This window comes from Stutzerimonas nitrititolerans (assembly GCF_003696285.1).
Classification (GTDB): domain Bacteria; phylum Pseudomonadota; class Gammaproteobacteria; order Pseudomonadales; family Pseudomonadaceae; genus Stutzerimonas; species Stutzerimonas nitrititolerans.
The window spans coordinates 85,732-109,267 of record NZ_RFFL01000012.1 but is presented as its reverse complement, the minus strand read 5'-3'; the positions used below and the strand labels follow the sequence as shown (position 1 = coordinate 109,267).

At 63.5% G+C, this 23,536-nt stretch carries 26 protein-coding genes; 11 read left to right on the top strand and 15 right to left on the bottom strand.

The window, feature by feature from the left end:
- Positions 1 to 33: 33 nt before the first annotated feature.
- Positions 34 to 1,623, bottom strand: a complete 1,590-nt coding sequence (locus EA795_RS15570; protein ID WP_122078279.1) for a phospholipase D family protein — start codon at positions 1,621 to 1,623, stop codon at positions 34 to 36.
- A gap of 193 nt (positions 1,624 to 1,816) precedes the next feature.
- Here EA795_RS15570 and EA795_RS15565 point away from each other — a divergent pair, with 193 nt between their 5' ends.
- From EA795_RS15565 to gloA, 3 genes are all read left to right on the top strand, one after another.
- Positions 1,817 to 2,710: a flagellar protein MotY gene (locus tag EA795_RS15565; protein ID WP_043942725.1), complete on the top strand. Its 894-nt coding sequence runs from the start codon at positions 1,817 to 1,819 to the stop codon at positions 2,708 to 2,710.
- An 84-nt stretch (positions 2,711 to 2,794) separates the two neighbouring features.
- Complete coding sequence (locus tag EA795_RS15560) at positions 2,795 to 4,012, top strand: argininosuccinate synthase (RefSeq protein ID WP_122078278.1); 1,218 nt, start codon at positions 2,795 to 2,797, stop codon at positions 4,010 to 4,012.
- Positions 4,013 to 4,099: 87 nt separating this feature from the next.
- Complete coding sequence (gloA, locus tag EA795_RS15555) at positions 4,100 to 4,492, top strand: lactoylglutathione lyase (RefSeq protein ID WP_014851822.1); 393 nt, start codon at positions 4,100 to 4,102, stop codon at positions 4,490 to 4,492.
- 47 nt (positions 4,493 to 4,539) lie between these two features.
- Here the strand turns inward: gloA and EA795_RS15550 are convergent, their stop codons facing one another.
- The 8 genes from EA795_RS15550 to rsxA form a co-directional block, all read right to left on the bottom strand.
- Entirely contained in the window at positions 4,540 to 4,719 is a 180-nt protein-coding gene (locus EA795_RS15550) for a PA3496 family putative envelope integrity protein (RefSeq protein ID WP_014851823.1), read from the bottom strand.
- 110 nt (positions 4,720 to 4,829) lie between these two features.
- Positions 4,830 to 5,468, bottom strand: coding sequence for an endonuclease III (nth, locus tag EA795_RS15545; protein ID WP_014851824.1), 639 nt, complete (start codon positions 5,466 to 5,468; stop codon positions 4,830 to 4,832).
- 2 nt (positions 5,469 to 5,470) lie between these two features.
- Entirely contained in the window at positions 5,471 to 6,184 is a 714-nt protein-coding gene (locus tag EA795_RS15540) for an electron transport complex subunit E (protein ID WP_014851825.1), read from the bottom strand.
- Positions 6,181 to 6,951 (bottom strand): electron transport complex subunit RsxG, encoded by a 771-nt coding sequence (gene rsxG / locus EA795_RS15535; RefSeq protein WP_014851826.1) that lies wholly within the window; start codon positions 6,949 to 6,951, stop codon positions 6,181 to 6,183. Before rsxG ends, EA795_RS15540 begins: the two co-directional genes overlap by 4 nt.
- A gap of 1 nt (position 6,952) precedes the next feature.
- On the bottom strand, positions 6,953 to 7,981 hold the full coding sequence (locus EA795_RS15530) for an RnfABCDGE type electron transport complex subunit D (protein ID WP_014851827.1): 1,029 nt from the start codon (positions 7,979 to 7,981) through the stop codon (positions 6,953 to 6,955).
- A gap of 80 nt (positions 7,982 to 8,061) precedes the next feature.
- Entirely contained in the window at positions 8,062 to 10,536 is a 2,475-nt protein-coding gene (gene rsxC / locus EA795_RS15525) for an electron transport complex subunit RsxC (protein ID WP_122078276.1), read from the bottom strand.
- Positions 10,533 to 11,108: an electron transport complex subunit RsxB gene (rsxB, locus tag EA795_RS15520; protein WP_058074643.1), complete on the bottom strand. Its 576-nt coding sequence runs from the start codon at positions 11,106 to 11,108 to the stop codon at positions 10,533 to 10,535. The genes rsxC and rsxB overlap by 4 nt, the downstream gene beginning before the upstream one ends.
- Entirely contained in the window at positions 11,105 to 11,689 is a 585-nt protein-coding gene (gene rsxA / locus EA795_RS15515; protein ID WP_014851830.1) for an electron transport complex subunit RsxA, read from the bottom strand. The genes rsxB and rsxA overlap by 4 nt, the downstream gene beginning before the upstream one ends.
- A gap of 202 nt (positions 11,690 to 11,891) precedes the next feature.
- Between rsxA and EA795_RS15510 the strand changes: the two genes are divergently transcribed.
- Positions 11,892 to 12,305 (top strand): hypothetical protein, encoded by a 414-nt coding sequence (locus EA795_RS15510; RefSeq protein WP_058074644.1) that lies wholly within the window; start codon positions 11,892 to 11,894, stop codon positions 12,303 to 12,305.
- A 75-nt stretch (positions 12,306 to 12,380) separates the two neighbouring features.
- On the opposite strand, the gene EA795_RS15505 is transcribed toward EA795_RS15510, so the two are convergent.
- Positions 12,381 to 13,199, bottom strand: coding sequence for an enoyl-CoA hydratase (locus EA795_RS15505; RefSeq protein ID WP_058074645.1), 819 nt, complete (start codon positions 13,197 to 13,199; stop codon positions 12,381 to 12,383).
- A gap of 146 nt (positions 13,200 to 13,345) precedes the next feature.
- Positions 13,346 to 14,590 (bottom strand): substrate-binding protein, encoded by a 1,245-nt coding sequence (locus tag EA795_RS15500; protein WP_122078275.1) that lies wholly within the window; start codon positions 14,588 to 14,590, stop codon positions 13,346 to 13,348.
- Between the two features lie 244 nt (positions 14,591 to 14,834).
- On the opposite strand from EA795_RS15500, the gene ung reads away from it, so the two are divergent.
- A complete protein-coding gene (ung, locus tag EA795_RS15495) occupies positions 14,835 to 15,530 on the top strand; it encodes a uracil-DNA glycosylase (protein ID WP_122078273.1) in 696 nt (231 codons plus the stop codon).
- Positions 15,531 to 15,569: 39 nt separating this feature from the next.
- On the opposite strand, the gene EA795_RS15490 is transcribed toward ung, so the two are convergent.
- The 3 genes from EA795_RS15490 to ygfZ all read right to left on the bottom strand — a co-directional run bounded on the left by EA795_RS15490 (position 15,570) and on the right by ygfZ (position 18,131).
- Positions 15,570 to 16,088 (bottom strand): DUF4142 domain-containing protein, encoded by a 519-nt coding sequence (locus EA795_RS15490; protein WP_043942517.1) that lies wholly within the window; start codon positions 16,086 to 16,088, stop codon positions 15,570 to 15,572.
- Positions 16,089 to 16,286: 198 nt separating this feature from the next.
- A complete protein-coding gene (locus EA795_RS15485; RefSeq protein ID WP_014851836.1) occupies positions 16,287 to 17,123 on the bottom strand; it encodes an HDOD domain-containing protein in 837 nt (278 codons plus the stop codon).
- 60 nt (positions 17,124 to 17,183) lie between these two features.
- Positions 17,184 to 18,131, bottom strand: a complete 948-nt coding sequence (ygfZ, locus tag EA795_RS15480; RefSeq protein ID WP_014851837.1) for a CAF17-like 4Fe-4S cluster assembly/insertion protein YgfZ — start codon at positions 18,129 to 18,131, stop codon at positions 17,184 to 17,186.
- 149 nt (positions 18,132 to 18,280) lie between these two features.
- Between ygfZ and EA795_RS15475 the strand changes: the two genes are divergently transcribed.
- Together EA795_RS15475 and EA795_RS15470 are read left to right on the top strand one after the other, a co-directional pair.
- The gene (locus tag EA795_RS15475) at positions 18,281 to 18,535 is read left to right on the top strand and encodes an FAD assembly factor SdhE (protein WP_014851838.1); all 255 of its coding nucleotides are present in this window, start codon (positions 18,281 to 18,283) and stop codon (positions 18,533 to 18,535) included.
- Positions 18,519 to 18,974: a protein YgfX gene (locus tag EA795_RS15470; RefSeq protein WP_115027508.1), complete on the top strand. Its 456-nt coding sequence runs from the start codon at positions 18,519 to 18,521 to the stop codon at positions 18,972 to 18,974. Before EA795_RS15475 ends, EA795_RS15470 begins: the two co-directional genes overlap by 17 nt.
- On the opposite strand, the gene nadB is transcribed toward EA795_RS15470, so the two are convergent.
- Positions 18,943 to 20,556 (bottom strand): L-aspartate oxidase, encoded by a 1,614-nt coding sequence (nadB, locus tag EA795_RS15465; protein WP_014851840.1) that lies wholly within the window; start codon positions 20,554 to 20,556, stop codon positions 18,943 to 18,945. The genes EA795_RS15470 and nadB overlap by 32 nt on opposite strands.
- 347 nt (positions 20,557 to 20,903) lie before the next feature.
- Here nadB and rpoE point away from each other — a divergent pair, with 347 nt between their 5' ends.
- From rpoE to EA795_RS15445, 4 genes are read left to right on the top strand one after another with little or no spacing between them, the layout of a single operon-like run.
- Complete coding sequence (gene rpoE / locus EA795_RS15460; RefSeq protein ID WP_014851841.1) at positions 20,904 to 21,485, top strand: RNA polymerase sigma factor RpoE/AlgU; 582 nt, start codon at positions 20,904 to 20,906, stop codon at positions 21,483 to 21,485.
- Positions 21,486 to 21,516: 31 nt separating this feature from the next.
- On the top strand, positions 21,517 to 22,116 hold the full coding sequence (locus tag EA795_RS15455) for a sigma-E factor negative regulatory protein (RefSeq protein WP_122078272.1): 600 nt from the start codon (positions 21,517 to 21,519) through the stop codon (positions 22,114 to 22,116).
- Positions 22,117 to 22,134: 18 nt separating this feature from the next.
- Positions 22,135 to 23,082 carry a MucB/RseB C-terminal domain-containing protein gene (locus EA795_RS15450; RefSeq protein WP_170162240.1) on the top strand — a complete coding sequence of 316 codons (948 nt, stop codon included), beginning with the start codon at positions 22,135 to 22,137 and terminating at the stop codon, positions 23,080 to 23,082.
- Complete coding sequence (locus EA795_RS15445) at positions 23,079 to 23,534, top strand: SoxR reducing system RseC family protein (RefSeq protein ID WP_014851844.1); 456 nt, start codon at positions 23,079 to 23,081, stop codon at positions 23,532 to 23,534. Before EA795_RS15450 ends, EA795_RS15445 begins: the two co-directional genes overlap by 4 nt.
- The last annotated feature ends 2 nt before the right edge of the window (positions 23,535 to 23,536 follow it).

Below are 23,536 nucleotides of genomic sequence, written 5' to 3'. Positions count from 1 at the left end.
CGGTTGCAGGCGGTGACGTCGAGCTGACGGGGCTCAAAGCATCCACTCGATGGGAAGAATCGACATAAACGACACGCTGGCTCTTTTCCAGAAGCTGGTCCGTGGCTCGGTGTCATGGCGCACCTGCTGGCCATTCCATTGTTCCAGCCAATGGAGTTTGCCTGATTCGCTGAGCCGCACCTCATAGGAGTTCGCGGGAATGCTGGTGTCGAAGGCCTCTTCGATCGCGCCCGCCATGCGCGGACTTTCGATCACGAAGCCCAGTTCTGTATTGAGATCGGCCGAGCGTGGATCGAAGTTGAACGAGCCCACGAACACCCTCGAACGATCCACGGCGAAGGTCTTGGCGTGCAGGCTGGAGCCGGAGCTGCCGAAGGGACCGAGATTTTCCTTGTGATCCTTCTCCGGCGACAGGCGGCGCATTTCGTAGAGCAGGATGCCGGCTTCGAGCAGGTCCTTGCGGCGCTTGGCATAGCCGGCATGCACCGCCGCGACATCGGTGGCGTCCAGCGAATTGGTCAGCACGCGAATCTTTACGCCGCGCTCGGCCATTCGTGCGAAGGCCTCGGTGCCGGCGGCGGTCGGCACGAAATAGGGCGAAACCAGTTCGACATGGCTCTCGGGCTCGCCGAGGATTTCACGCAGTTGATGAATCAGCAGGCCATCCGATTCGGCCATGCCAAGCCCCTTGGCCGGGTCGTCGCTGACCATTCGGGTTTCGGCCCATTCGAAGGCCAGAACGCCTTGCAGCAGGTTGGTGATGAAGGCCGATTCACCGATCGCCTGGATATACTCGGTGGCCGCGGGCGCTTTGGCCATGCGCGCGGCCGCGTCGGCGAAGGCCTGTAGCTGCGCCGCGCCGGCCTCGGGCAGGATCAGCTGCGCCGGATACGACGAGTCGCTGGCCCAGTAGCGGTCGAAGTCGCTGGAGACGTCGGCGACCACCGAGCCAACGGCCAGCACATCCAGGTCGGCGAACAGCACGCCTTCGGTGGCACCGAAGTATTCGTCACCAACGTTGCGCCCGCCGATGATGGTGGCCTGGCTGTCGGCGGTGAAGGATTTGTTGTGCATGCGGCGATTGGCGCGCATGAAGTCGGTGACGTAGCCGATCGACTTGGGCGTGCGGATCAGAAAGGGGTTGAACAGGCGAATCTCGATGTTGGCGTGGCTGTCGAGGGCTGCCAGTTCGGCGTCCAGTCCGCCCGTGCCGTTGTCGTCGAGCAGCAGGCGCACCCGAACGCCGCGCTGCGCGGCGGCACGCAGCTCATCGAGCAGCAGGGTGCCGGTGGTGTCGCCACGCCAGATGTAGTACTGCACGTCGAGTGTCTTCTGCGCCGCCCGGGCCAGCAGTACGCGGGCGGCGAAGGCATCGTGCGGATCGGCCAGCGCGTGGATGCCGGCCTTGCCCGGATGGACCTGGGCGCGTGGCGCGATGGCCCGACCGAGCGCCGTGTCGGCGCTTTCCGCCGGCGTCAGTGCGGACGAGAGGCTGCGGCCCTCGAGGTCGGGCAGGGCGCAGCCGCTCAACAGTCCGCCAAGCAGGCAGAACATCAGGGTTCTCCAACTGGCGAGGGTGCGTCTGATGATGGGTTTCTGGTTGAGAGTCATCTGTTCGCTCATGAACGAATCGAGGCCAGTGTCTGCTGGTGCTGGCGGCGTGAATGCTAGCGCACAAAGAGCCACTGCGGCTGCATGCGCTGACGATCGCGGCGCGCGCCGGGCCTCATGCCCGAGCGACCGCCGCCCTTTGGCACTCAAGTTTTCCCGGGCCGGCCCGATAGCCCATGAGACCGCTTTGCTCCTGGAGTTCATCGTGCGCCTGCGCCCTCTTATCCTGGCTTGCCTGCTGGCCTCGCCAGCCAATGCCATCACCTTCCAGACCCGTCTGGAGAGGGTGGAGTGGCAGGTCGAGGGCGATCAGTTCGAGTGCCGACTGGTGCAGCCGATTGCCGGTTTCGGCACGGGAGAGTTCGTCCGCCGGGCCGGCGAGCAGGCCATTTTTCGTCTGCAGTCGCCGGATCGCTGGCTGGGCAGCGGCTCGGCGACGCTGCTGGCGGCGGCCGCGCCCTGGCAGCCGACACGCAGCGACATCAACCTGGGTGTGGTGTCGGTCGGTGGCGGCGAGATTCCCTTCAACAGCTCGCACCTGCAGGCCGGGCGCCTGCTCAGCGGCCTGCTCGAGGGGCGCAGCCCGGTGGTGCGCCACCGCACGCTGCATGGCGGGGAGTCGCTCGAGGTGCGCTTGCTGCCGGCGCGCTTCGGCAAGGCCTACGAGGATTACCGCGCCTGCACGACCAAGCTGCTGCCGGTCAACTTCGATCAGATTCGTCAGTCGCAGATCGGTTTTCCCACCAGCGATGTGGCGCTGGATGACGTGGGGCGCGCCAAGCTCGACATCATCCTACAGTTCCTCAAGGCCGACCCGAGCGTCAACCGCATCCAACTCGACGGCCACTCGGACAACAGCGGCAACCGGCTCACCAACCGCGACCTCTCCCGTCGCCGTGCGCTGGCCGTCGAGGAATACCTGATCGCCAATGGCGTGCCGAAGGAACAGATCACGGTGCGTTTCCACGGCGAGCGCTACCCGCTGGTGGCCAACAACGGACCGGCCAATCGCGCCAAGAATCGCCGGGTCACCTTGCGCCTCGAGCGGGCGCCGGTCACCACCACCGCGGCGGCCGAACAGGTTACGCCGTCGTCCTGAGCCGCGGCGAACTCGCGCCCCTGTAAAACCGGCGTCGCGACCAGTAGAATTGCCGCTTTCCTTCAATCCCGGGAGTGGATGGCAATGGCCGACGTAAAGAAGGTAGTCCTGGCGTATTCCGGTGGCCTGGACACCTCGGTGATTCTCAAGTGGCTGCAAGATACCTATAACTGCGAAGTGGTGACTTTCACCGCCGACCTCGGCCAGGGCGAGGAGGTCGAGCCGGCCCGCGCCAAGGCCAAGGCCATGGGCGTCGAGGAAATCTACATCGACGACCTGCGCGAAGAATTCGTGCGCGATTTCGTCTTCCCGATGTTTCGCGCCAACACCGTCTACGAAGGCGAATACCTGCTGGGTACCTCCATCGCCCGTCCGCTGATTGCCAAGCGCCTGATCGAGATCGCCAACGAGACCGGCGCCGACGCCATTTCCCACGGTGCCACCGGCAAGGGTAACGACCAGGTGCGTTTCGAGCTGGGCGCCTATGCGCTCAAGCCGGGCGTGAAAGTCATCGCCCCCTGGCGCGAGTGGGATCTGCTCTCGCGCGAGAAGCTGATGGACTACGCCGAGAAACACGCCATCCCGATCGAGCGCCACGGCAAGAAGAAGTCGCCGTACTCCATGGACGCCAACCTGCTGCACATCTCCTATGAAGGCGGCGTGCTGGAAGACACCTGGACCGAGCACGAAGAGGACATGTGGCGCTGGACCAAGTCCCCGGAAGCCGCGCCGGACACCCCGACCTACATCGAGCTGACCTACCGCAAGGGCGATATCGTAGCCATCGACGGCAAGGACATGAGCCCGGCCGAAGTGCTGAGCTACCTGAACAAGGTCGGCGGCGAGAACGGCATCGGTCGCCTGGACATCGTCGAGAACCGCTACGTGGGCATGAAGTCCCGTGGCTGCTACGAGACCCCCGGCGGCACCATCATGCTCAAGGCCCACCGCGCCATCGAGTCCATCACCCTGGACCGCGAAGTCGCGCACCTGAAAGACGAGCTGATGCCCAAGTACGCCAGCCTGATCTACAACGGCTACTGGTGGAGCCCGGAGCGCCTGATGCTGCAGCAGATGATCGACGCCTCCCAGACCACGGTGAACGGCGTGGTACGCCTGAAGCTGTACAAGGGCAACGTGATCGTCGCCGGTCGCAAGTCCGACGAGTCGCTGTTCGACGCCAACATCGCTACCTTCGAGGACGATGCCGGCGCCTACGACCAGGCCGACGCCGCGGGCTTCATCAAGCTCAACGCCCTGCGCCTGCGCATCGCCGCCGGCAAGGGACGTTCGCCGCTCTGATGCAGTGGTAGAAGACCGCAAACCCCGGCCACCAGCCGGGGTTTGCGTTTGGAATCCCGAACCGGTTCTTGAATGAGGAGAAAACCGATGAGACTACTCCACACCATGCTGCGCGTCGGCGACATGGACAGATCCATCGCTTTCTATACCGAAGTGCTGGGCATGACCCTGCTGCGCCGCAAGGATTACCCCGACGGCAAGTTCACCTTGGCGTTCGTCGGCTACGGTGACGAGGCACACAACAGCGTGCTGGAGCTGACCCATAACTGGGGTGTCGACAGCTATGAGCTGGGCACCGGCTACGGGCATATCGCCCTGGAAGTGGAAGACGTCTACAAGGCGTGCGAGGACATTCGCAGCCGTGGCGGCAAGATCACCCGCGAACCGGGGCCGATGCTGCATGGCAGCAGCATCCTGGCTTTCGTCGAGGATCCGGACGGTTACAAGGTCGAGCTGTTGTCACCGACGCGTAAAGACTGAGCGGTAACCGCGCGAGCAAGAAAAAGCCCCGATTTCGGGGCTTTTTCTTAGAGGTCGAAGTCGAACTCGTTGAGTTGCTTCTGCAGGCGACGTTCCTCGAGCAGGTTGTCGATGATCCGGCGCTTGGTCAGGTTGGTCTTGGCCACTTCCACCGGGGCCTCTGCGGTATCGTCTTCATCCTCACCGACGAAGTCGTCTTCAATCTGGATATCTTCTTTCTCGGACACTTGTCTTCACTCCACGGCTAAGGCGCGTTGTTGGCGCACCTTATAGCGACAAAAAACAAGGTCGTAAAAAAGATTTTTTCAATCAGACGATAGGTTTTGCAGCCGCTCGCTCAATCGTCTGAAGTCTTGTGCTTGTATTCGCACAGGTCCTCGATTCGGCAACTGCCACACTGCGGTTTGCGCGCCTTGCAGACGTAGCGTCCATGCAGGATCAGCCAGTGGTGAGCGTCGAGCAGGTAGTCCTTGGGCACGAACTTGATCAGCTTGCGTTCGACTTCCAGCACGTTCTTGCCGGGGGCGATGTTGGTGCGGTTGGCGACGCGGAAGATATGGGTGTCGACGGCCATGGTGAACTGGCGGAACGCGGTGTTGAGCACCACGTTGGCCGTCTTGCGACCGACGCCGGGCAGGGCTTCGAGGTCTTCGCGGTTGTCCGGCACCTGGCTGCCGTGCTTCTCGATCAGGATGCGGCAGGTCTCGATGACGTTCTTCGCCTTGCCCCGGTACAGGCCGATGGTCTTGATGTACTCCGACAGCCCCTCGACGCCCAGCGCGTAGATCGCCTCCGGCGTGTTGGCGACCGGGTAGAGCTTGGCCGTGGCCTTGTTGACGCCGACATCGGTGGCCTGCGCCGAAAGGATCACCGCGATCAGCAGCTCGAACGGCGTGCTGTAGGCCAGCTCGGTCTTGGGCTCGGGGTTGTCCTCGTGGAAGCGACGAAAGATTTCCCGGCGTTTTTCGGCGTTCATGGTTACTCGATCACTCCGGTTACCCGCACCCGACGGCTCTGCACCGGTACTTCCGGTTGCTGCGCCTTGGCGCGTTCGGCCAGATGCAGGTCGATGCGGTTCTTCAGGGCGATCAGCAAGCCGAGCACGATGAACGCACCCGGTGGCAGGATCGCCAGCAGGAAGCCCTTGTAGTCGCTGAATACCGTGATCTGCCAGTCGGCGGCGATGGGGCCGAACAGCAGGTGCATGTTGGCGAACAGGGTGCCGGTGCCGAACAGCTCGCGCAGGCTGCCCAGCACCAGCAGCACCAGGGCGAAGCCCATCCCCATGATGAAGCCGTCGAAGCTGGCGATCAGCGGTTTGTGCTTGGCGGCGAAGCCGTCGGCGCGGCCGAGGATCACGCAGTTGGTGGTGATCAGCGGAATGAAGATGCCGAGGATCTGGTAGAGCTCGTAGGTGTAGGCCTGCATCAGCAGTTCGATGCAGGTGGTCAGCGCCGCGATGATCATCACGAAGGCCGGCAGGCGCACCGCCGTGTTGACTACGCCGCGCACCAGCGAGACGCAAAGGTTGGAGCAGGCCAGCACCAGCGCGGTGGCCAGGCCCAGGCCCAGGGCGTTGACCGACGAGTTGCTGACACCGAGCAGCGGGCAGAGGCCCAGCAGCTGTACCAGTGCCGGGTTGTTCTTCCACAGACCGTTGAGGGTCAGTTCGCGATAGCTGGGTGTGCTCATGGTCTGTCGCCTGTCTGCTCGGGCTGCGGATCGGTGATCTGCATGTCCTCACGGGTTGCAGCGCCGCCAGCGCGGGAATGGCTGGTCGCTTCGTCGGGTTGGCTCAACTCCGGCAGCGCCTGCTCGGGCTCGACCGGGTGGGTACTGGCGCCGAGCAGTTCGTCCTTGTGCGCATCGAAATATTGCAGGGCGCGGTGCACGGCGCCGACCACGGCACGCGGCGTGATGGTGGCGCCAGCGAACTGGTCGAAATCGCCGCGATCCTTCTTCACGGCCCAGCCGGATGAGGCCGGGTCGGTCAGTGAGCGGTTCTCGAAGCTGCGTATCCACTGACTCTTGGCCAGCTCGATCTTGTCACCCAGGCCGGGCGTTTCGCGATGTCGAACCACTCGCACGCCGGCGACGCGGCCGTCGGCGAGTACGCCGACCAGCAGGTGGATCGCGCCGCTGTAGCCATCCGGCGCGATGGCCTGAAGAATCACCGCGCTGGGCTTGCCGTCGTTGCGGGCGATATAGGCGGGAACGGCTTGCCGGGTGCCGAGCAGCGGATGGTGGACCTCGATGCTGCTGTCGAGCAACTGATTGTCGTAGCTGCCACGGGGCAGAATTTCGTTCAGTGCTCGCAATTGCGCCGCGCGCTCGGAAGCCTGGATGCGTTCGGCGGTGAACTGTTGCAGCAAGGTCACCGCGCCCACTGTGACGATCGCGAACAATCCCAGCACCAGGGCGTTCTTGGACATCGAGCGGCTGAGTTCGGGAAGGATCATGTCATTCGCCCAGCTTGAAGCCGCGCTCGGCCTTGCGGTGGCCGTAGGTGCGCGGGCGGGTGTAGTAGTCGATGGTCGGCGCCGCCAGGTTCATCAGCAGCACGGCGAAGGCGACGCCGTCCGGATAGCCGCCCCAGGCACGGATCACGTAGACGAGAATGCCGACGCCAGCGCCGAAGATAAGCCGCCCCAGGGTACTGGTGGCCCCGCTCACCGGGTCGGTGACGATGAAGAAGGCGCCGAGCATGGTGGCGCCGCTGAGCAGGTGAAACAGCGGCGAGCCGTGGCTGTCGGAGCCCGAGCCGTTCCAGAACACCAGGCTCATCACCGCCAGCGCCGCGAGCATGCCCACCGGCGCGTGCCAGCTGAACAGCCGCTTGTGCAGCAGGAACAGCCCGCCGGCCAGGAACGCTAGGTTGACCACTTCCGAGCCGATACCGCCGAAATGCCCGAACGCCGGGTTGGCCCAGAGTTCCTCGACGGTCAGGCTCCGGTTCAGTTTCATCACGTCCAGCGCGGTGGCTTGGCTCCAGCCATCGGGCAGCGCGGCGATGCCGAGGATATGCTGCAGGCCGGCGCCCAGGCCGACGCTGTGGGGTACGGGCCAGGTGGTCATTTCCACCGGGAAGGAAATCAGCACCACCACATAGCCGATCATCGCTGGGTTGAACGGGTTCTGCCCCAGGCCGCCATAGAGCTGCTTGCCGAAGACGATGGCGCTGCCGGTGGCGATCAGCGTGAGCCACCAGGGTGAGTAGGGCGGCAGCGCCAGCGCCAGCAGCACGGCGGTGACCAGCGCGCTGCCATCACGCAGGAAGAATTGCACCGGACGTTGCCGAACCTTGAGCAGCAGCGCCTCGAAACCCAGCGCGACGGCGCTGGCCCAGCACAGGTTGATCAGCGTGCCGGCGCCGTAGAGCCAGGTGAGGACGATCACGCCGGGCAGCGTGGCAGCCAGTACCAGCAGCATGACCCGCTGGGTGCGGTTGCTGCCGGTGGCGTGCGGTGAAGTGATGCGTGGCAGGGCCATTGGCTCTCCGGTCGAATGGATGCAGGGTGCGGCTTCACGAAAATGGCCGCGCCCGATAGGTGCGCCTGGGGCGCCGCTACTTATGAGTCGGTGTGTTCCTGCAGCTTGCGCTCGGCCTCGTTCAGGCGCTGGCGCGCGGCCTCGACAAGGGCGGCGTCGCTGTCGGCGTCGCGCTCCAGCTTGCGCAGATCGGCGCGGGCGAAAGCCACTTCGGTCTTCAGCGCGCGGGCCTGCTCGTCAATCGGGCGCTTGTCGGTGCGAACCAGCTCCGGCGCGGGCTTGGCGGATTTTTCCTCGGCGGCATGCAGGGCCTGTTCGGCACTGGCCAGGCCATCGCGCAGCTTGCTGAGCTCAGCCTCGTCGGCGCCGGCTTTTTCGGCTTTCTTCAGTTCGGCACGCTTCATCGCCAGTTCGATCTTGGCCTTCTTCAGCGCTTCGTCGCCGGCCGGTTTGCTCGGGGCGGCGGGTGCGCTTTGTTGCGCGCTGGCTAGCGTCTGTTCGGCGTCGGCCAGTTGGGCTTGCAGGCGCGTCAGCTCCGCTTGTTGCTGCTCGTCGCGACTCTCCAATTTTTCCAGCTTGCGTAGCTGGGCGCGGAGCATGGCGGCCTCGATCTTCGCTTTCTTGACGGCTTCGTCGTCGGCCGATTTGGCCGAGGCGACGGGGGCGTTTTGCTGTGCCTCGGCCAGTGCCTGTTCGGCCTTGGTCAGCTGGGCCTGCAGACGCGTCAGTTCGGCCTCTTGCTCGTCATCGCGGGTTTCGAGCTTTTCCAGCTTGCGTACCTGTGCACGCAGCATGGCGGCTTCGATCTTGGCTTTCTTGGCTGCTTCATCGTTGATCGGAGCGGACGTGGCTTCGGCAGACGGTGCGGCAGCGTTGGCTGCATCCAGCGCCTGTTGCGCATGGCTGGCGGCGATACGCAGTTCGGCGACCTGTGCTTCCAGCTCGGGCGTGGCGTGGGCGGCGAGCTGTTTTTCAGCTTTCTTCAGCGCGACCTGGGCCATGCTGGCTTCGATCTTGAGCTTTTTCTGTTCTTCGGACAGGCCGGCTTTCTGCGCCTGGACGGGGGCGACCGTGTCGTCCTGGCCGGCGGTTTGTGCCTGGGCTTGCTTGGCGCGCGCGGCGCGTTCGGCACGGGCCTTACGGTCGGCTTCCTTCTGCTCTTCGGCGCGACGCAGGCGTTCCTGGCGCCATTCGAAACGCTGCCTGGAGTGCTCGGCCTTCTGCTGTTTCTGCTCGAGCGCGCGGATCTCGCCCTTGGCGGCGCGGTAGTACTGCACCAGCGGAATGCTCGAGGGGCAGACATAGGCGCAGGCGCCGCACTCGATGCAGTCGAACAGGTTGTAGGCCTTGAGCTGCTCGTGTTCCTGGCCCAGGGCGAAGAAATGCAGCTGTTGCGGCAGCAGGCTGGCCGGGCAAACCTCGGCACATTCGCCGCAGCGGATGCAGGGCAGCGCCGGCGGCGGTGGCGGCAGCTCGGCCAGGGTGCTGGCCAGCAGGCAGTTGGTGGTCTTGATCAGCGGCACGTCCATCGATGGCAGGGTGAAGCCCATCATCGGGCCGCCCATGATCAGGCGGTTTAGCTTGCCACTGTCGAGGCCGGCGAAGGCCAGCAGTTCGGCCACGGGCGTGCCGATCAGCGCCTCGACATTCATCGGCCGGGCGAGCGCTTCACCGGTCAGAGTGGTGATACGCGAGATCAGCGGCTTGCCCAGCAGCACGGCGTCGTGGACGGCGACGCAGGTGCCGACGTTCTGGCAGAGCATGCCGATATCGGCCGGAAGGCCGCCGCTGGGGACTTCCTCGCCGGTGAGTATCTGGATCAGCTGCTTCTCGCCACCGGACGGGTACTTGGTGGGGAAGACCTTGAGCACATAGGGGCGTTCGCCGATGGCGGCGCGCACGGCGGCGATGGCTTCGAGCTTGTTGTCCTCAATGCCGATCAGCACCTGCTGCGGCTGGATCAGGTATTCGAGTATCTCGATGCCCGCGACCAGCTCCGCCGCCTTCTCGCGCATCAGCAGGTCATCGGCGGTGATGTAGGGCTCGCATTCGGTACCGTTGATGATCAGTGTGCGAATCGTCTGCGTGGGTGGCGCGGTCAGCTTCACAGCGGTGGGGAAGCCGGCGCCGCCGAGGCCGTTGATACCGGCCTGGCGGATGATGTCCAGCAACTCGGCAGGGGGTAACTGGCGGTAATCGGTGTGCGGTTGCAGTTCGATCCACTGGTCCCGGCCGTCGCTGTCGATGACGATGGCCGTCGCGGTCATGCCCGAGACGTGCGGGTAGGGCTGCGGGCCGATGAAGCTGACGGTGCCCGATGTGGGCGCATGCACCGGCGCGCTGACGAAGCCGCTGGCCTCGGCGATCAACTGGCCCTTGAGCACCTGTTCGCCGAGCGTCACGCAAGGTTCGGCGGGCGCGCCCAGGTGCTGGGCAAGCGGCACGATCAGCCGCGCAGGCAGCGGCATCCGCTGGATCGGCGCGCGGTTGGACAGCTCCTTGCGCTCCGGCGGATGGATGCCGCCATGGATGTCCCAGACGTTCAACGAGGTCATGCGGCCTGCTCCCGGTCACTGGCGATCAGCTGGCCCGGCGCCAGCGGCTGGTCCCATTTCCAGCTTTGCAGGTTGCTACCCAATTCGATCATGTCGATGCAGTCCACCGGGCAGGGCTCGACGCAGAGGTCGCAGCCGGTGCATTCGGAGACGATCACGGTGTGCATCTGCTTGGCGGCGCCGACGATGGCGTCCACCGGGCAGGCCTGGATGCATTTGGTGCAACCGATGCATTCGGCCTCGCGGATATAGGCGACGCGCGGCGGTACTTCGCCTTCCGCGGCGTCCAGCGGCTCGGGCTCGACATCCAGCAGATCGGCCAGCGCCTGGATGGTGGCCTCGCCGCCCGGTGGGCACTTGTTGATCTTGTCGCCGCCGGCGATGGCTTCGGCGTAGGGCTTGCAGCCCGGATAACCGCACTGGCCGCACTGGGTCTGAGGCAGCAGGGCGTTGATCTGCTCGGCAATCGGGTCGCCTTCGACCCGGAAACGTACCGCCGCGAAACCCAGGATGGCGCCGCACACCAGGCACAGCGCCAGCAGCGCGAGTATGGCAATCAGAACCAGGCTCATAGCTTGATCAACCCGGTGAAGCCCATGAATGCCAGCGACATCAGGCCGGCGGTGACCATGCCGATGGCGGCGCCCTGGAACGAGCGGGGGACGTCGGCGATGGCGATGCGCTCACGCATGGCGGCGAACAGCACCAGCACCAGGGAAAAGCCCAGGCCGGCGGCGAAGCCGTTGGCGGTCGCGGTGATGAAGGTGAATTCGGACTTGTTGGCATTGAGCAGGGCGACGCCGAGCACGATGCAGTTGGTGGTGATCAGCGGCAGGAAGATACCTAGCACGCGATAAAGGAGCGGACTGGTCTTGTTCACCACCATTTCGGTGAACTGCACCACCACGGCGATCACCAGGATGAAGCTGATGGTGCGCAGAAATTCCAGATCCAGCGGCTTGAGCACGTACTGCTGCACCAGATAGCTGCACATCGCCGCCAATGTCAGCACGAAGGTGGTGGCCAGCGAAAGGCCGATGGCGGTTTCGATCTTCTTCGAAACGCCCATGAACGGGCACAGGCCGAGAAACTGCACCAGCACGAAATTGTTGACCAGGATGGCGCTAACCATGATCAGGGCGAGTTCGGTCATCGCGGAATCCCTGTGTGCTCTGCACGAGCCCGAGGCTAAAAGGCGGCTATTATCGGGAAGCGCCGACGGCCATACAAGTCGCGACGGCCTGTCGCAGGGTGGGACTGCCTCCGGCGCGCCGGCCGTCAGTTGGCCGATCGTCCGCGATCAGGCTGTGGTCTGATGGAATGAGTCGTGGGCGGTTCGTCCCTGGAGGTGCCTCATGAACATCAGAACGCTCGTGCTGCTGTTGGGCCTGAGCCTGGCCGTACCGGTGCAGGCCGATGCGCCCGGCCGCGTCTGGGTCTACCAGCCGGACGGTGCCAGCTATCGCATTGGTGGCGGAGCGTACCGGTACGATCCACGCAGCCCTTACCCGCAGCATCGGCAATATCGGCCGAATCTGCCGCCGCGTTATCAGGGGCAGTTGCCCCCGCAATACTACGACAGACATCGTGGGCTGGATCGGCCGCAGCGCTGGGACGGTGGGCGGCGTCACGGCCTGGACCGGTCGCAGCGTTGGCGCCATGAGCATCGGCAGAATTCGTATCGCCGTAGTCAGGGTTGGAATCAGCGCCATGATTATCGGCCGTCGCAGCGCGGAAGTTTCGATCGGCGGAGTTATCGCCGGCACTGATCCCGGCAGCTCTTGCGGGCAGTCCGTTAGCGGATGCCCGCATGCTGCTCCTGTCGCCGCTACGTTCGAGCCGGATCAGCGATTTCTCCAGAGGGGCTCGCGCTTTTCCAGAAAGGCATTGACACCTTCCAGCGTGTCTTCTGCCTCGAACAATCCGATGAAGGCTTCGCGTTCGGCCGCACCGAGGGTGTTCGGTCCTCGGCTGCGTACGCTGTCGATCAGCGGCTTGATGGTGCGAACCGCCACAGGGCTCTGGCGGGCGACGCGCGCCGCTAGCAGCAGGGCATGGCCACGTGCTTCGCCCGGCTCGACGATCTGCTCGACCAGGCCGATGCGCAGTGCCGTTTCGGCATCGAGGCGTTCACCGCAGAGGATCATGCGCTTGGCCCAACCTTCGCCCACCAGCCAGGCCAACGCCTGGGTGCCGCCGGCACAGGGCAGCAACCCTACCGAAGCTTCCGGAAGGCCCAGTTGAGCCTGTCGCTCGGCGATGCGAATGTCGCAGGCAAGCGCGCATTCCAGGCCGCCGCCCAGGGCGAAACCGTTGATGGCCGCGATCGATACGCCGCGAAAGTCGCGCAGGGCCTCGAAGGCTTCGCCGAAACGGCGCGCCATTTCCCGCGCGCGAACCCTGTCGCCATCGGCGAAGAGCTTCAGCTCGGCGCCGGCGCTGAAGAATTTCTCACCCTGGCCGCAGATCACCAGTGCGTAGATGTCGTCGTCGTGATTGAGGTGCTCGACCACCAGCTTGAGGCCGATCAGCGATTCTCGATCCCAGGTATTGGCGGGCGGATGGTTGATGGTGATCAATGCCGTGTGGCCGTGCTTCTCGACGGTCAGCTTGTGGGTCAGGTCGAAGATGCCGGGCTTGTAGGGTTCGACGGCAGTACTCATGGGCTTGATCCTCGCAAGTTGGTCGGGGCTCTGCTGCGGGATGCAATTCTCCGCTGCTTCCCTTCAGAGTTCGCCGAGGCGCTGTGGTTGCAGCCGATGGAGGGACCGCCTGGCAGGGCGCGGGCCCTGCCAGGCGGTGGCAGAAGTCACTGCAATTGTAGCGGCTGGTTGGCCGAACGCCGTTCTTCCTGCCATTCGGCCAGCGTGGGGGCGGCCTGCTCGCCGGCCAGGCGGTGGACGATCTCGAAGTAGTCCTGCCTGAAGGGGTCCTTGAGCACTTCGTCGCGCGGCTTGACCTTCACCGCGTAGACCGTCTGCACGCTCTGGTGATCGAAGGGGCGCCAGTACTGCTCGTCCTTGAGCAGCGTGTAGCGATGCCCTTCGAGCGCTGCGATCACCTTTTCGCTATCGATGCTTCTGGCCCGAGTCGCCGCGTCAGCCCATTGGTGGACGATGGTGTAGGCGGCTGCAGCGGAGCTGGAGGGGTGGGTCTGGTAGCGCTCGCCGAAGTTCTTCACGAACGCCTTGCCCTGCTCGGAACCTTCGATTTCCGGCACGCGCCAGGTCCAGGGTTCGGTACCCAGTACGCCACGCATGATGTCGGGACCGGCGGCCTCGACCATGGTCATGCTCAGGTTGGGGACCGCGATCTGCATCTTCTTGTTCAGGCCCATGTCATCGGCAATGCGCATGGCGCGTACCATGTCCTCACCATAGAGAACCAGTGCCAGTACGTCGGCCCCGCTCTGTTCAGCCTGCTGCAAGGCTGCGCGGAAGTCGGACAGACGCGCGCCCGGGAAGGGGGTTCTGGCGCCGGGGTGCTGCGACTGATCGGTGGTGCCGGTCGCCTGGCGCAACGAGCTTTCGCTGGTGTGGCCCCAGGTATAGTCGGCGGTAAGGTAGAAATAACGCTTGTTCGGCATGGTCTTGTTCAGGTACTGCCCCAGCACGCGCGCGCTCATCCAGGCGCTGTTGCACTCGCGGAACATGTACCGGTGGCCATCCTTGCCGGTGGTGTCGTTGGAGTAGGTGATGGTGCCGAAGTAGAGCAGGCCGCGCTCTCTGGCGCGCTTGCTGGCGGCGATCGCCACGGCGCTGGAGACGCCGCCGAACAGCATGGCGACGCCTTCGTCCGCCAGGCGGTCGACGTTGGCGACGGACTTCTCCGGGCGTGAGGCAGAGTTGCGGCTGGAGAGCTGCAGGGGACGTCCGAGCACACCGCCTCTGGCGTTGATTTCGTCGATTGCGAGCAGGGCGCCGCGCATCTGCGACAGCCCTTCTTCCTTGTAGCTACCGGTACGGGGGTAATTCAGGCCGAGAGTGATGGGGTCGGCAGCCTCGGCGGCGAGACATAAACCCAGCCCGGCTGCCAGAAGGGCAATCCGCTTCATCGCAAGCTCCTTGTTGTAATTGTTGTTGGCGTAATTATTAGTTGTGTGAGGTCTTTTACCTCCATGTCGAGCCCTCGTCATCTAACCGTTGGTCTTAGTTTGAAGGCGCGTGCGCTGCGCAGCATTATTGAGAAAAATCCACTTGCCCTCTGGTGGTCAACGAGCGGTGTGGTGTCAGCTGTGCGGTTGACAGCGCCAGAGATCGCCCCCTATGGTCCGCGCGCTTGGGCCGACAGGAATCACGATGAAGCAAAATGACCGCATCAAGCTCGAAGCCGGCTGGAAGGCTGCCCTGCAGGACGAGTTCGAGCAGCCTTACATGACGGAACTGGGCGACTTTCTGCGGCGCGAAAAGGCCGCGGGCAAGCTGATCCATCCGCCCGGGCCGCTGATTTTCAATGCGCTGAATTCCACACCCCTGGATCGGGTAAAGGTCGTCATCCTCGGTCAGGACCCCTACCACGGTCCCGGACAGGCGCACGGGCTGTCGTTTTCCGTACAACCCGGCGTTGCGCCGCCACCCTCGCTGCAGAACATCTTCAAGGAGCTCAAGCGTGACCTGAATCTGGAGATTCCGCGGCATGGCTATCTGCAGCACTGGGCGGATCAGGGCGTGTTGATGCTCAACACCTCGCTGACGGTGGAGCAGGGTATGGCCGGATCACATGCCAAGGCGGGCTGGCATGTCTTCACCGATCGAATCATGGAAGTGGTCAACGCTCGGCGGCCGCATCTGGTCTTCATGCTCTGGGGGGCGCATGCCCAGAGCAAGGCCCGGCTGCTCGATCCGACGCGCCATCTGCTGCTCAAGTCAGCGCATCCGTCGCCGTTGTCGGCGCACCGTGGCTTCCTGGGCAATGGACATTTCAGTCGAGCGAACCAGTTTCTACGCCAGCAGGGCCTCGAGCCTATCGACTGGGCGTTGCCGGTCGAAGTGTGAAGGCGGGTGCCGGAAGAGTCCGGCACCGCTGTGGCGCTGTTACCGCTTCGAGCCGTGCGTGGCAGCCAGCTGCTTGGCTTCCTGGAGATGCTGTTCCAGTTTGGGCAGGGTCGACTGGGCGAATGCCTTGAGATCGGCGTTGTCACCCTGCTCGGCGTAGTTCCGGAACAGTTCGATGGTCTGCTCGTGAGCGACCACCTGGTTGTTGGCGTAGGCCTGGTCGAAGCTTTCTCCGTCACGCAGCTTGAGGATCATGGCCTTGGCCTTGTCCATCAGCGTGGCTTCATCGGACAGCTGCAGGTCTTCGTTCTGCCCAGCGATCTCGGCGAGCTTCTGGTTGGCCCTGGTGTGGTCATCGATCATCTTCTGCGCGAAGGCCTTGACGTCCTCGGCGGTTCCCTTCTCGAGCGCGAGCTTGGCGGTTTCGATTTCAGCGAGGCCCTTGGCGGAGGCTTCATCGACGAAGTTTTCACCCTGTGCGGCGACTGCCAGGTTGGCGGCGACGCCGAACAGCAGTGCGAGGGCGCCCGAGAAAAGAGCGGTGTTGATGCGGATCATGGTGTTGTTCTCCTTCATCTACCTGGAAACGCCCGTACCGTCCGATGCGGCATCGGATGCACAAAGCGGGATGCGGCGGGATAGCCGTCCTCTTTTGTGACTGAGGGGCGTAGAGGCGGTTCCTTCGCGGAATTCTGGCCAGGCGATGAGGTGAACGGCGCGGAGGCGGATGCCAGCAGCATTCGCCTCCCTAGGTGGTTACTGCAGCATGCTCATTGCGGCATCCATTGCCGCGGACAGGTCCTCGTCGTCACGCAGTAGCGTGTCGGGGTTGAGCCCCAGCTTGTCGAAGGCGCGAACCTGCGACCAGTCCATTTGCGTGTAGGGATGCGTGGTGCCCAGGTAGCTTTGCAGTGTCGCAACCTGGACGATGTCGACATAGTCCACCCTGGCAGAATCGCGCTCGAAGTCGCTGTAATGGCCCGGCACCGCAGCGATCGGCTCGGGGAAATCCCAGGTGCGCAGGATCCTTTCGCCGACGATGGGATGAATGCGGTCGATGACATGGTTGAGGCTGATGGAGTCGCTGAGCAGTGCGCCGTGCTCTTCTGCATAGGTGAGAATGGGCAGGACACCGATCTGGTGGACCAGGCCGGCAAGCGTTGCCTGATCGGGCGGCAGGCGAGTGAAATTGCGGCACAGCACATGGCTGATGGCGGCGATCTCGGTGCTCTTGTTCCAGACTTCACGCATCTTGCGATCGATGACGTCGGTGGTTGCCTGGAACATCTGTTCCATGGCGAGGCCGGTGGCGAGGTTGCAGGTGTAGTTGATGCCGAGTCGGCTGATGGCCGTCTGCAGGTCATTGATCTCGCGGTTGGTGCGCAGCAGTGGGCTGTTGACCACCTTGATCAGGCGTGCCGTCAGCGCCGTGTCGTTGCCGATGACCTTGGCCAGCGTGGGGATGCCGACGTCCGGGTCTTCAGCCGCCTCGCGTACCCGAAGCGCAACCTCGGGAAGCGTGGGTAGCACCAACTGGTCATTCTCGATCGCCTGGATCAGCTCGCGCTGGACTTTATCGGCAAGAGTACTCATGTCATTCCTTGTCGTTGTGCGGCCTGGCTTGGTGCGCAGCCCGGTATGGCTGGTTGGCTGTCAGCGCTGAATTTCTCGATCGGAATCGAGTGTATAGGGCAGGTCGAGCAGGCTCAGCGGCAAGCCATCGGGTGAGCCCAGGGTGATACGACCGTCCGCAGCGGCATCGTCCTGCAGTACGGCCAGCAGCTCGAACCCTTCGTCGCTCGTCGCTGCCAGGACGACCTCGCCCACGCTCGAACCATGCACCGGCGAGAACAGCTCGACACCCGCTGCGGGGCATTCCGTTTCGGCACCCTGCGAGGCAAGGCGGTAAAGGTGGCGCTTGAGCTTGCCCAGGTACTGCATCCGGGCAACGATTTCCTGCCCGGTATAGCAGCCCTTCTTGAAACTGACACCGCCCAGTGCCTGCAGGTTGATCATCTGCGGGATGAACAGCTCGCGGGTGGTGCCTGTCACCTGGCCGATACCCGCGCGAATCTGCGCCAGCATCCAGCGATTCAGCGGGGCTTCGGGAAGCTGGGAAGCCAGCCGCGTACGCAGCGTTTCGGCTTCGTCGGCCTTGGCCCAGAGTTCGGCTCTTCCATCCGCCAGGCGGATCGCGATGCGCCCGTTTTCCCGGGTCACGCTATCGGCGGTTTGCGGCAGATCCAGACCGAGGCTGACGAGCAGGCCGTCGCCGGCCGCCAGGCCGAAACGCACCCAGTCATCGCTCTCGTCGTGCAGGGTGGATTTGGAAAACACGGCGAACTTGCGCAGGTCGGCGAGCTGCGGTTCGACCAGTTCCCTGGCCATCGCCAGCAGGTATCCGTCGTTTTCAGGGAGGATGCGGAAGCTCGATTGCATGCGCCCCTTGGGCGTGCAACGGGCGCCGAGGCTGGACTGGCTGGCGTTGAGATAGCCAAGGTTGCAGGTCAGTTGTCCCTGCAGAAATTTGCTGGCATCGGGGCCGCGTACGGCCAGGACGCCCTCATGCGACAGGACGCTGAAAAAAGCAGTATCGGTCATGATCGGTCGCCATGGAAAAATCAGGCGAGCATCATAGCAGGACCGTTTGAAAACGCAGCGTGGGCTCCGTTGCATATGCGCAAGGTCGACGGGCTGCCGGTGCTGGCGCGAGCCGTTATACTGCGCCGCTTCACTCAAGGAGCATTGGCATGGTTGAACAATCGGAACTCAATCGTCTGTTCTGGCAGAGTCGTCGCGGCATGCTGGAGCTGGATGTGCTGCTGGTGCCCTTCGTCAAAGAGGTCTATCCGGAGTTGGACGAGGAAGACCAGCGGCGCTATCGCAAACTGCTCAGCTGCGAGGATCAAGACATGTTCGGCTGGTTCATGGAGCGTGGCGAACCTGAGGACGAAGATCTGCGCCGCATGGTTCGCATGATCCTCGACCGTGTCCAGCCCAAGTAATCCGCCCTTCGAGTGTCGTTGGCAGGCGTCGAGGCTGCTGCTGGCGCTGTATCTGTCGGTGCTGGGGTGCGCCGCGTGGGGGCTGCTGCTCCTGCCGTTGCCGCTCTGGCTGCGATGCCTGGGGCTGCTCTTCTGTCTCGCCCATGCGGGCTGGGTCGTCCCGCGGCACATCCTGCTCAGCAGCGACGATGCGTGGCGCGGTCTGCGACATGATGAATCCGGCTGGTCGCTCTGGAGCCGGCGCGAAGGCTGGCAGCCGATCCAGTTACGTCCCGACAGCCTCGCGCTGCCGGTGGCGGTGATCCTGCGTTTCAGGCGGCCGGGGCAATGGTTCGCCCGGGGTGTCTGCGTGCCGCGTGGTGCCTTGCCGGTCGACGAGCACCGCCGCCTGAGGGTGCGTCTGAAGTTCAGTCGCGATAGGTGGGCGGCGCCAGAATAGTATCCAGCGCCTCGGGCAGCAGGTCGGGATAATCCAGCGTGTAATGCAGGCCTCTGCTCTCTTTTCGCTGCATGGCGGAGCGGATCATCAGGTCGGCCACCGTCGCCAGGTTGCGCAACTCGATCAGGTCGCGGCTGACCTTGTAGTTGCTGTAGAACTCGTCGATTTCGTCCAGCAGCAGGCGGACTCGGTGCTGGGCGCGCGTCAGGCGCTTGTCGGTGCGGACGATGCCCACGTAGTCCCACATGAACCGCCGCAGCTCGTCCCAGTTGTGAGCGATGATCACGTCTTCATCCGAGTTGGTGACCTGGCTGGCGTCCCATTGCGGAAGGTTGGTCGGTCCGTCGATTTCCGGTAGCTCGCGCAGGATGTCGCGTGCGGCGGAACGTGCATAGACGAAGCACTCGAGCAGCGAGTTGCTGGCCATGCGATTGGCGCCATGCAAGCCTGTGAAGCTCGTTTCGCCAATTGCATAAAGGCCCGGGATGTCGGTGCGCCCGGCCCCGTCGACGACCACACCGCCACAGGTGTAGTGCGCGGCCGGTACCACCGGGATCGGCTCGCGCAGTATGTCGATGCCGAACTGCAGGCAGCGCTCGTGAACGGTTGGGAAGTGCGCCTTTATGAACTCGGCCGGCTTGTGGCTGATGTCCAGGTAGACGCAGTCGATGCCGAGGCGCTTCATCTCGTGGTCGATGGCGCGTGCGACTATGTCGCGCGGGGCCAGCTCGGCGCGTTCGTCGAAACGTGGCATGAAGCGTTCGCCGTTGGGCAGCTTCAGCAGTGCACCTTCGCCGCGCAGCGCTTCGGTGATGAGAAAGCTCTTGGCCTGCGGATGGTACAGGCAGGTGGGGTGGAACTGATTGAACTCCAGGTTGCCGACCCGGCATCCGGCGCGCCAGGCCATGGCGATGCCGTCGCCGCAGGCTCCGTCGGGATTGCTGGTATAGAGGTAGACCTTGGCGGCGCCGCCAGTGGCCAGTACGACGAACTTCGCCTGGAAAGTGTCCACCTCGCCGGTGGATCTGTCCAGTACATAGGCGCCCAGGCAGCGCTTGCCGGGCAGGCCCAGCTTGCGTTCGGTAATCAGGTCGACGGCGACGCGCTGGTGCAGCAGGTCGATGTTGCTTCTTTTCTGGGTGCGCGCGAGCAGGGTGTTGAAGATCGCCGCGCCGGTGGCATCGGCCGCATGGATGATGCGGCGATGGCTGTGCCCGCCTTCGCGGGTGAGGTGATATTCGAAGCTGCCGCTTTCGCGATCGGCCTCTTCACGGGTGAAGGGGACGCCCTGCTCGATCAGCCATTGGATGGCTTCGCGGCTATGTTCGACCGTGAAACGCACCGCTTCTTCATTGCAAAGCCCGCCGCCGGCGATCAGAGTATCGGCGACATGGGACTCGACCGTGTCGGTATCATCGAGCACGGCGGCCACTCCGCCCTGGGCCCAGTACGTCGAGCCGTTGGCAAGATCGCCCTTGCTGAGCACTCCGATGCGAAGGCTTTCTGGTAGGTTGAGCGCCAGCGTCAGGCCGGCGGCACCGCTGCCTATTACAAGAACGTCGTATTGATGATGTTGGCTCATGTTCGTTTCCGCAGGAAAGCGGCCGCCAGTATATCGAGCGAGCGACTTCGCAAAAAAGGCGGCTTGCGAATTATGTGGGTGATTGTCGGAACTTTTCCTGGGGTGTTTGCTCTATGTTAGTTGTGAATTCATATGGCCGGCGACCTGTGCCATGGTCGTCGGATTTGCCGTGGATAGCCGGAAGGCGCCAATCGGAAATCATCTCGAGGCGCTGCATGCAGACGGTGCCGGATGTTGCAGGAAGCTTGCTAGGAAGGGGGAGAACTTTTGCGTAGAGCCCGGGTCTATTCTGGCAGGTCGGTTCGCTGGTGTGGGCAGCACTCCCCGATTCCACTGAAGGAGTGCTTATGCTAACCCAGGAGCAGGACCAGCAACTGGTCGAGCGAGTACAGCGTGGGGATAAACGGGCTTTTGATTTGCTGGTACTCAAGTATCAGCACAAGATTCTGGGGCTGATCGTACGCTTCGTGCATGATTCTCACGAAGCTCAGGACGTCGCTCAGGAAGCATTTATCAAGGCCTATCGTGCGCTGGCTAATTTTCGCGGGGACAGTGCGTTCTATACGTGGCTGTACCGCATCGCCATCAATACGGCGAAGAATCATCTGGTGGCGCGTGGGAGACGCCCGCCGGACAGTGATGTAAGTTCCGAGGATGCAGAGTTCTATGACGGCGATCACGCCCTCAAGGACATCGAATCGCCGGAGCGAGCACTTCTCAGGGATGAAATCGAAGATACCGTTCACAGAACCATACAGCAGCTTCCGGAAGATTTGCGTACAGCTCTAACGCTGCGTGAATTCGATGGTCTCAGTTATGAGGACATTGCGAACGTCATGCAGTGTCCAGTGGGTACGGTGCGCTCTCGGATTTTCCGAGCGCGGGAAGCCATTGATAAATCGTTGCAACCTTTGTTGCATGAGTCCTGAGACAGCGGCGACAGCCAAGAGAGGAACCGCCATGAGTCGTGAAGCCCTGCATGAATCGCTGTCCGCGGTGATGGATAACGAAGCGGACGAGTTGGAATTACGTCGAGTGCTCGCCGCGGACGGCGATGACGAGATGCGGGCGACCTGGTCGCGTTACCAGATCGCACGTGCTGCGATGCACAGAGAGCTGATCGAGCCGCGGCTGGACATCGCTTCTGCGGTATCGGCCGCTCTGGCCGAGGAGCCGGCGTCTGCAGCAGCCAAGCCTGTACGTTCGGGCTGGCGCGGACTGGGGCGTTTGGCCGTTGCCGCTTCGGTGACGGTGGCTGTACTGGCCGGGGTGCGTCTGTACAATCAGAACGAAGTCGCCGGGCCGCAGCTTGCCCAGCAGGCACCGCAGCCTGGTATCGCAGTGCCGCAGACCAATCAGGGACCAGCCGTGCTGGCCGGCTACAGTGAGGGTTCGGCATCCGAGCAGGCCCAAGGCAACGCCGCCCAGGCACCCGCCGAAGGCTGGCATGAACAGCGGCTGCCGGCCTACGTGCGTCAACATGCGCAGCAGGCAGCTTTCGGTAGTGGGACGGAAAGTGCCCTTCCTTATGCTCGCGCTGCCAGCATGGAAGATCGCTAAGGACCGTTAGGGAGAAACATGCGCGTAATACCGCTGTGTGTGATGTTCGGGGGCTGGCTATCAATGCCGGCCCTCGCTGCTGATGCCGAAGCCTGGATGAATCGCTTCGTGGCAGCAGAAGATAGCCAGAGCTATGCCGGTACATTCATCTACGAGCGCAACGGCAGCTTTTCCACTCATACCGTCTGGCAGGCTGCGGAAGGAGAGCACACCAGGCAGCGTCTGCTGCAACTGGATGGGCCGCCATCGGAGGTGTTGCTGGTCGATGGAGACATCCGCTGCGCCAGTGCCCAGCTTGCGGTCCAGATGCCGAGTGGGCAGGCCTGGTCTGACAAGGCGCTCGACGTTGCGGCTCTCTCGCAATGGTATGACTTTCATCTGATCGGCGATTCGCGTGTGGCCGGCCGGCCGGCGGAAGCGCTGGTTGTTCGCCCCAAGGATCAGCATCGCTACGGTTTCGAACTGCACCTGGACCATGAGTCTGCGTTGCCGTTGAAATCCCTGTTGCTGGGGGAGAGCGGGCAGCTTCTCGAGCGCCTGCAGTACACCCAGTTTTCGCTTGGCTCGGTCGATCCTCAACAGCTCCAGCCGGGGCCTTCCTGTGAGCCGGTGAAGGCGATTGACGAGCAGTCCGGGGAGAAGGCCGTCGCCTGGCATTCGGACTGGCTTCCACCAGGTTTTCGGCTGCTTGACTCCAATGTGCGATCCAGCCCTGCATCCGGCGAGCCGGTGTCCTGGTTGTCTTATGGAGATGGCCTAGCTCGGCTCTCGGTGTTTCTCGAGCCATTGCATGGCGCTGCCGTCGCCGATGCGCGCAACCAGATGGGACCGACCGTGGCGGTCTCCAAGCGTCTGACGACGACCGACGGCGACGTGATGGTGACTGTCGTTGGCGAGGTTCCGCTGGGTACCGCTGAGCGTATCGCCCTGTCGATGCGCGCCGGGACCGACCAGGAAGGAAAATGATAGAAGAGCAGGGGCGGGTCATTGCGTTGGAGCCCGGCGCCGTATGGGTCGAGACGCTACGCAAGAGCACCTGTTCGGGATGCGCGGCCAAGAATGGCTGTGGCCAGGGCCTGATGGATCGTCTGGGCGTGCGCGAGCGCCGTGGGACGATTCGCGCATTGTCCGATCTGCAACTGCAAGTCGGTGATTCCGTGGTCGTGGGCATTCGAGAGGATGTCTTGCTGCGAGGCGCTTTCCTTGTTTATCTTCTGCCGCTGCTCATGCTTTTCGCTGCTGCTTTGTTAGCCACTCAACTGGCGTTGGCCGAGCCGTTCGTCATCCTGGCGGGGCTGGGTGGCTTTCTGGTTGCATGGCTCTTCGTCCGCAAGCGCAGCCAGCGGGCGGCGAGCGATTCAGCGCTGCAGCCGGTTGTGTTGCGCGCCATGCTGGCAGGGACGGCAAGCGTGCTGTAGTT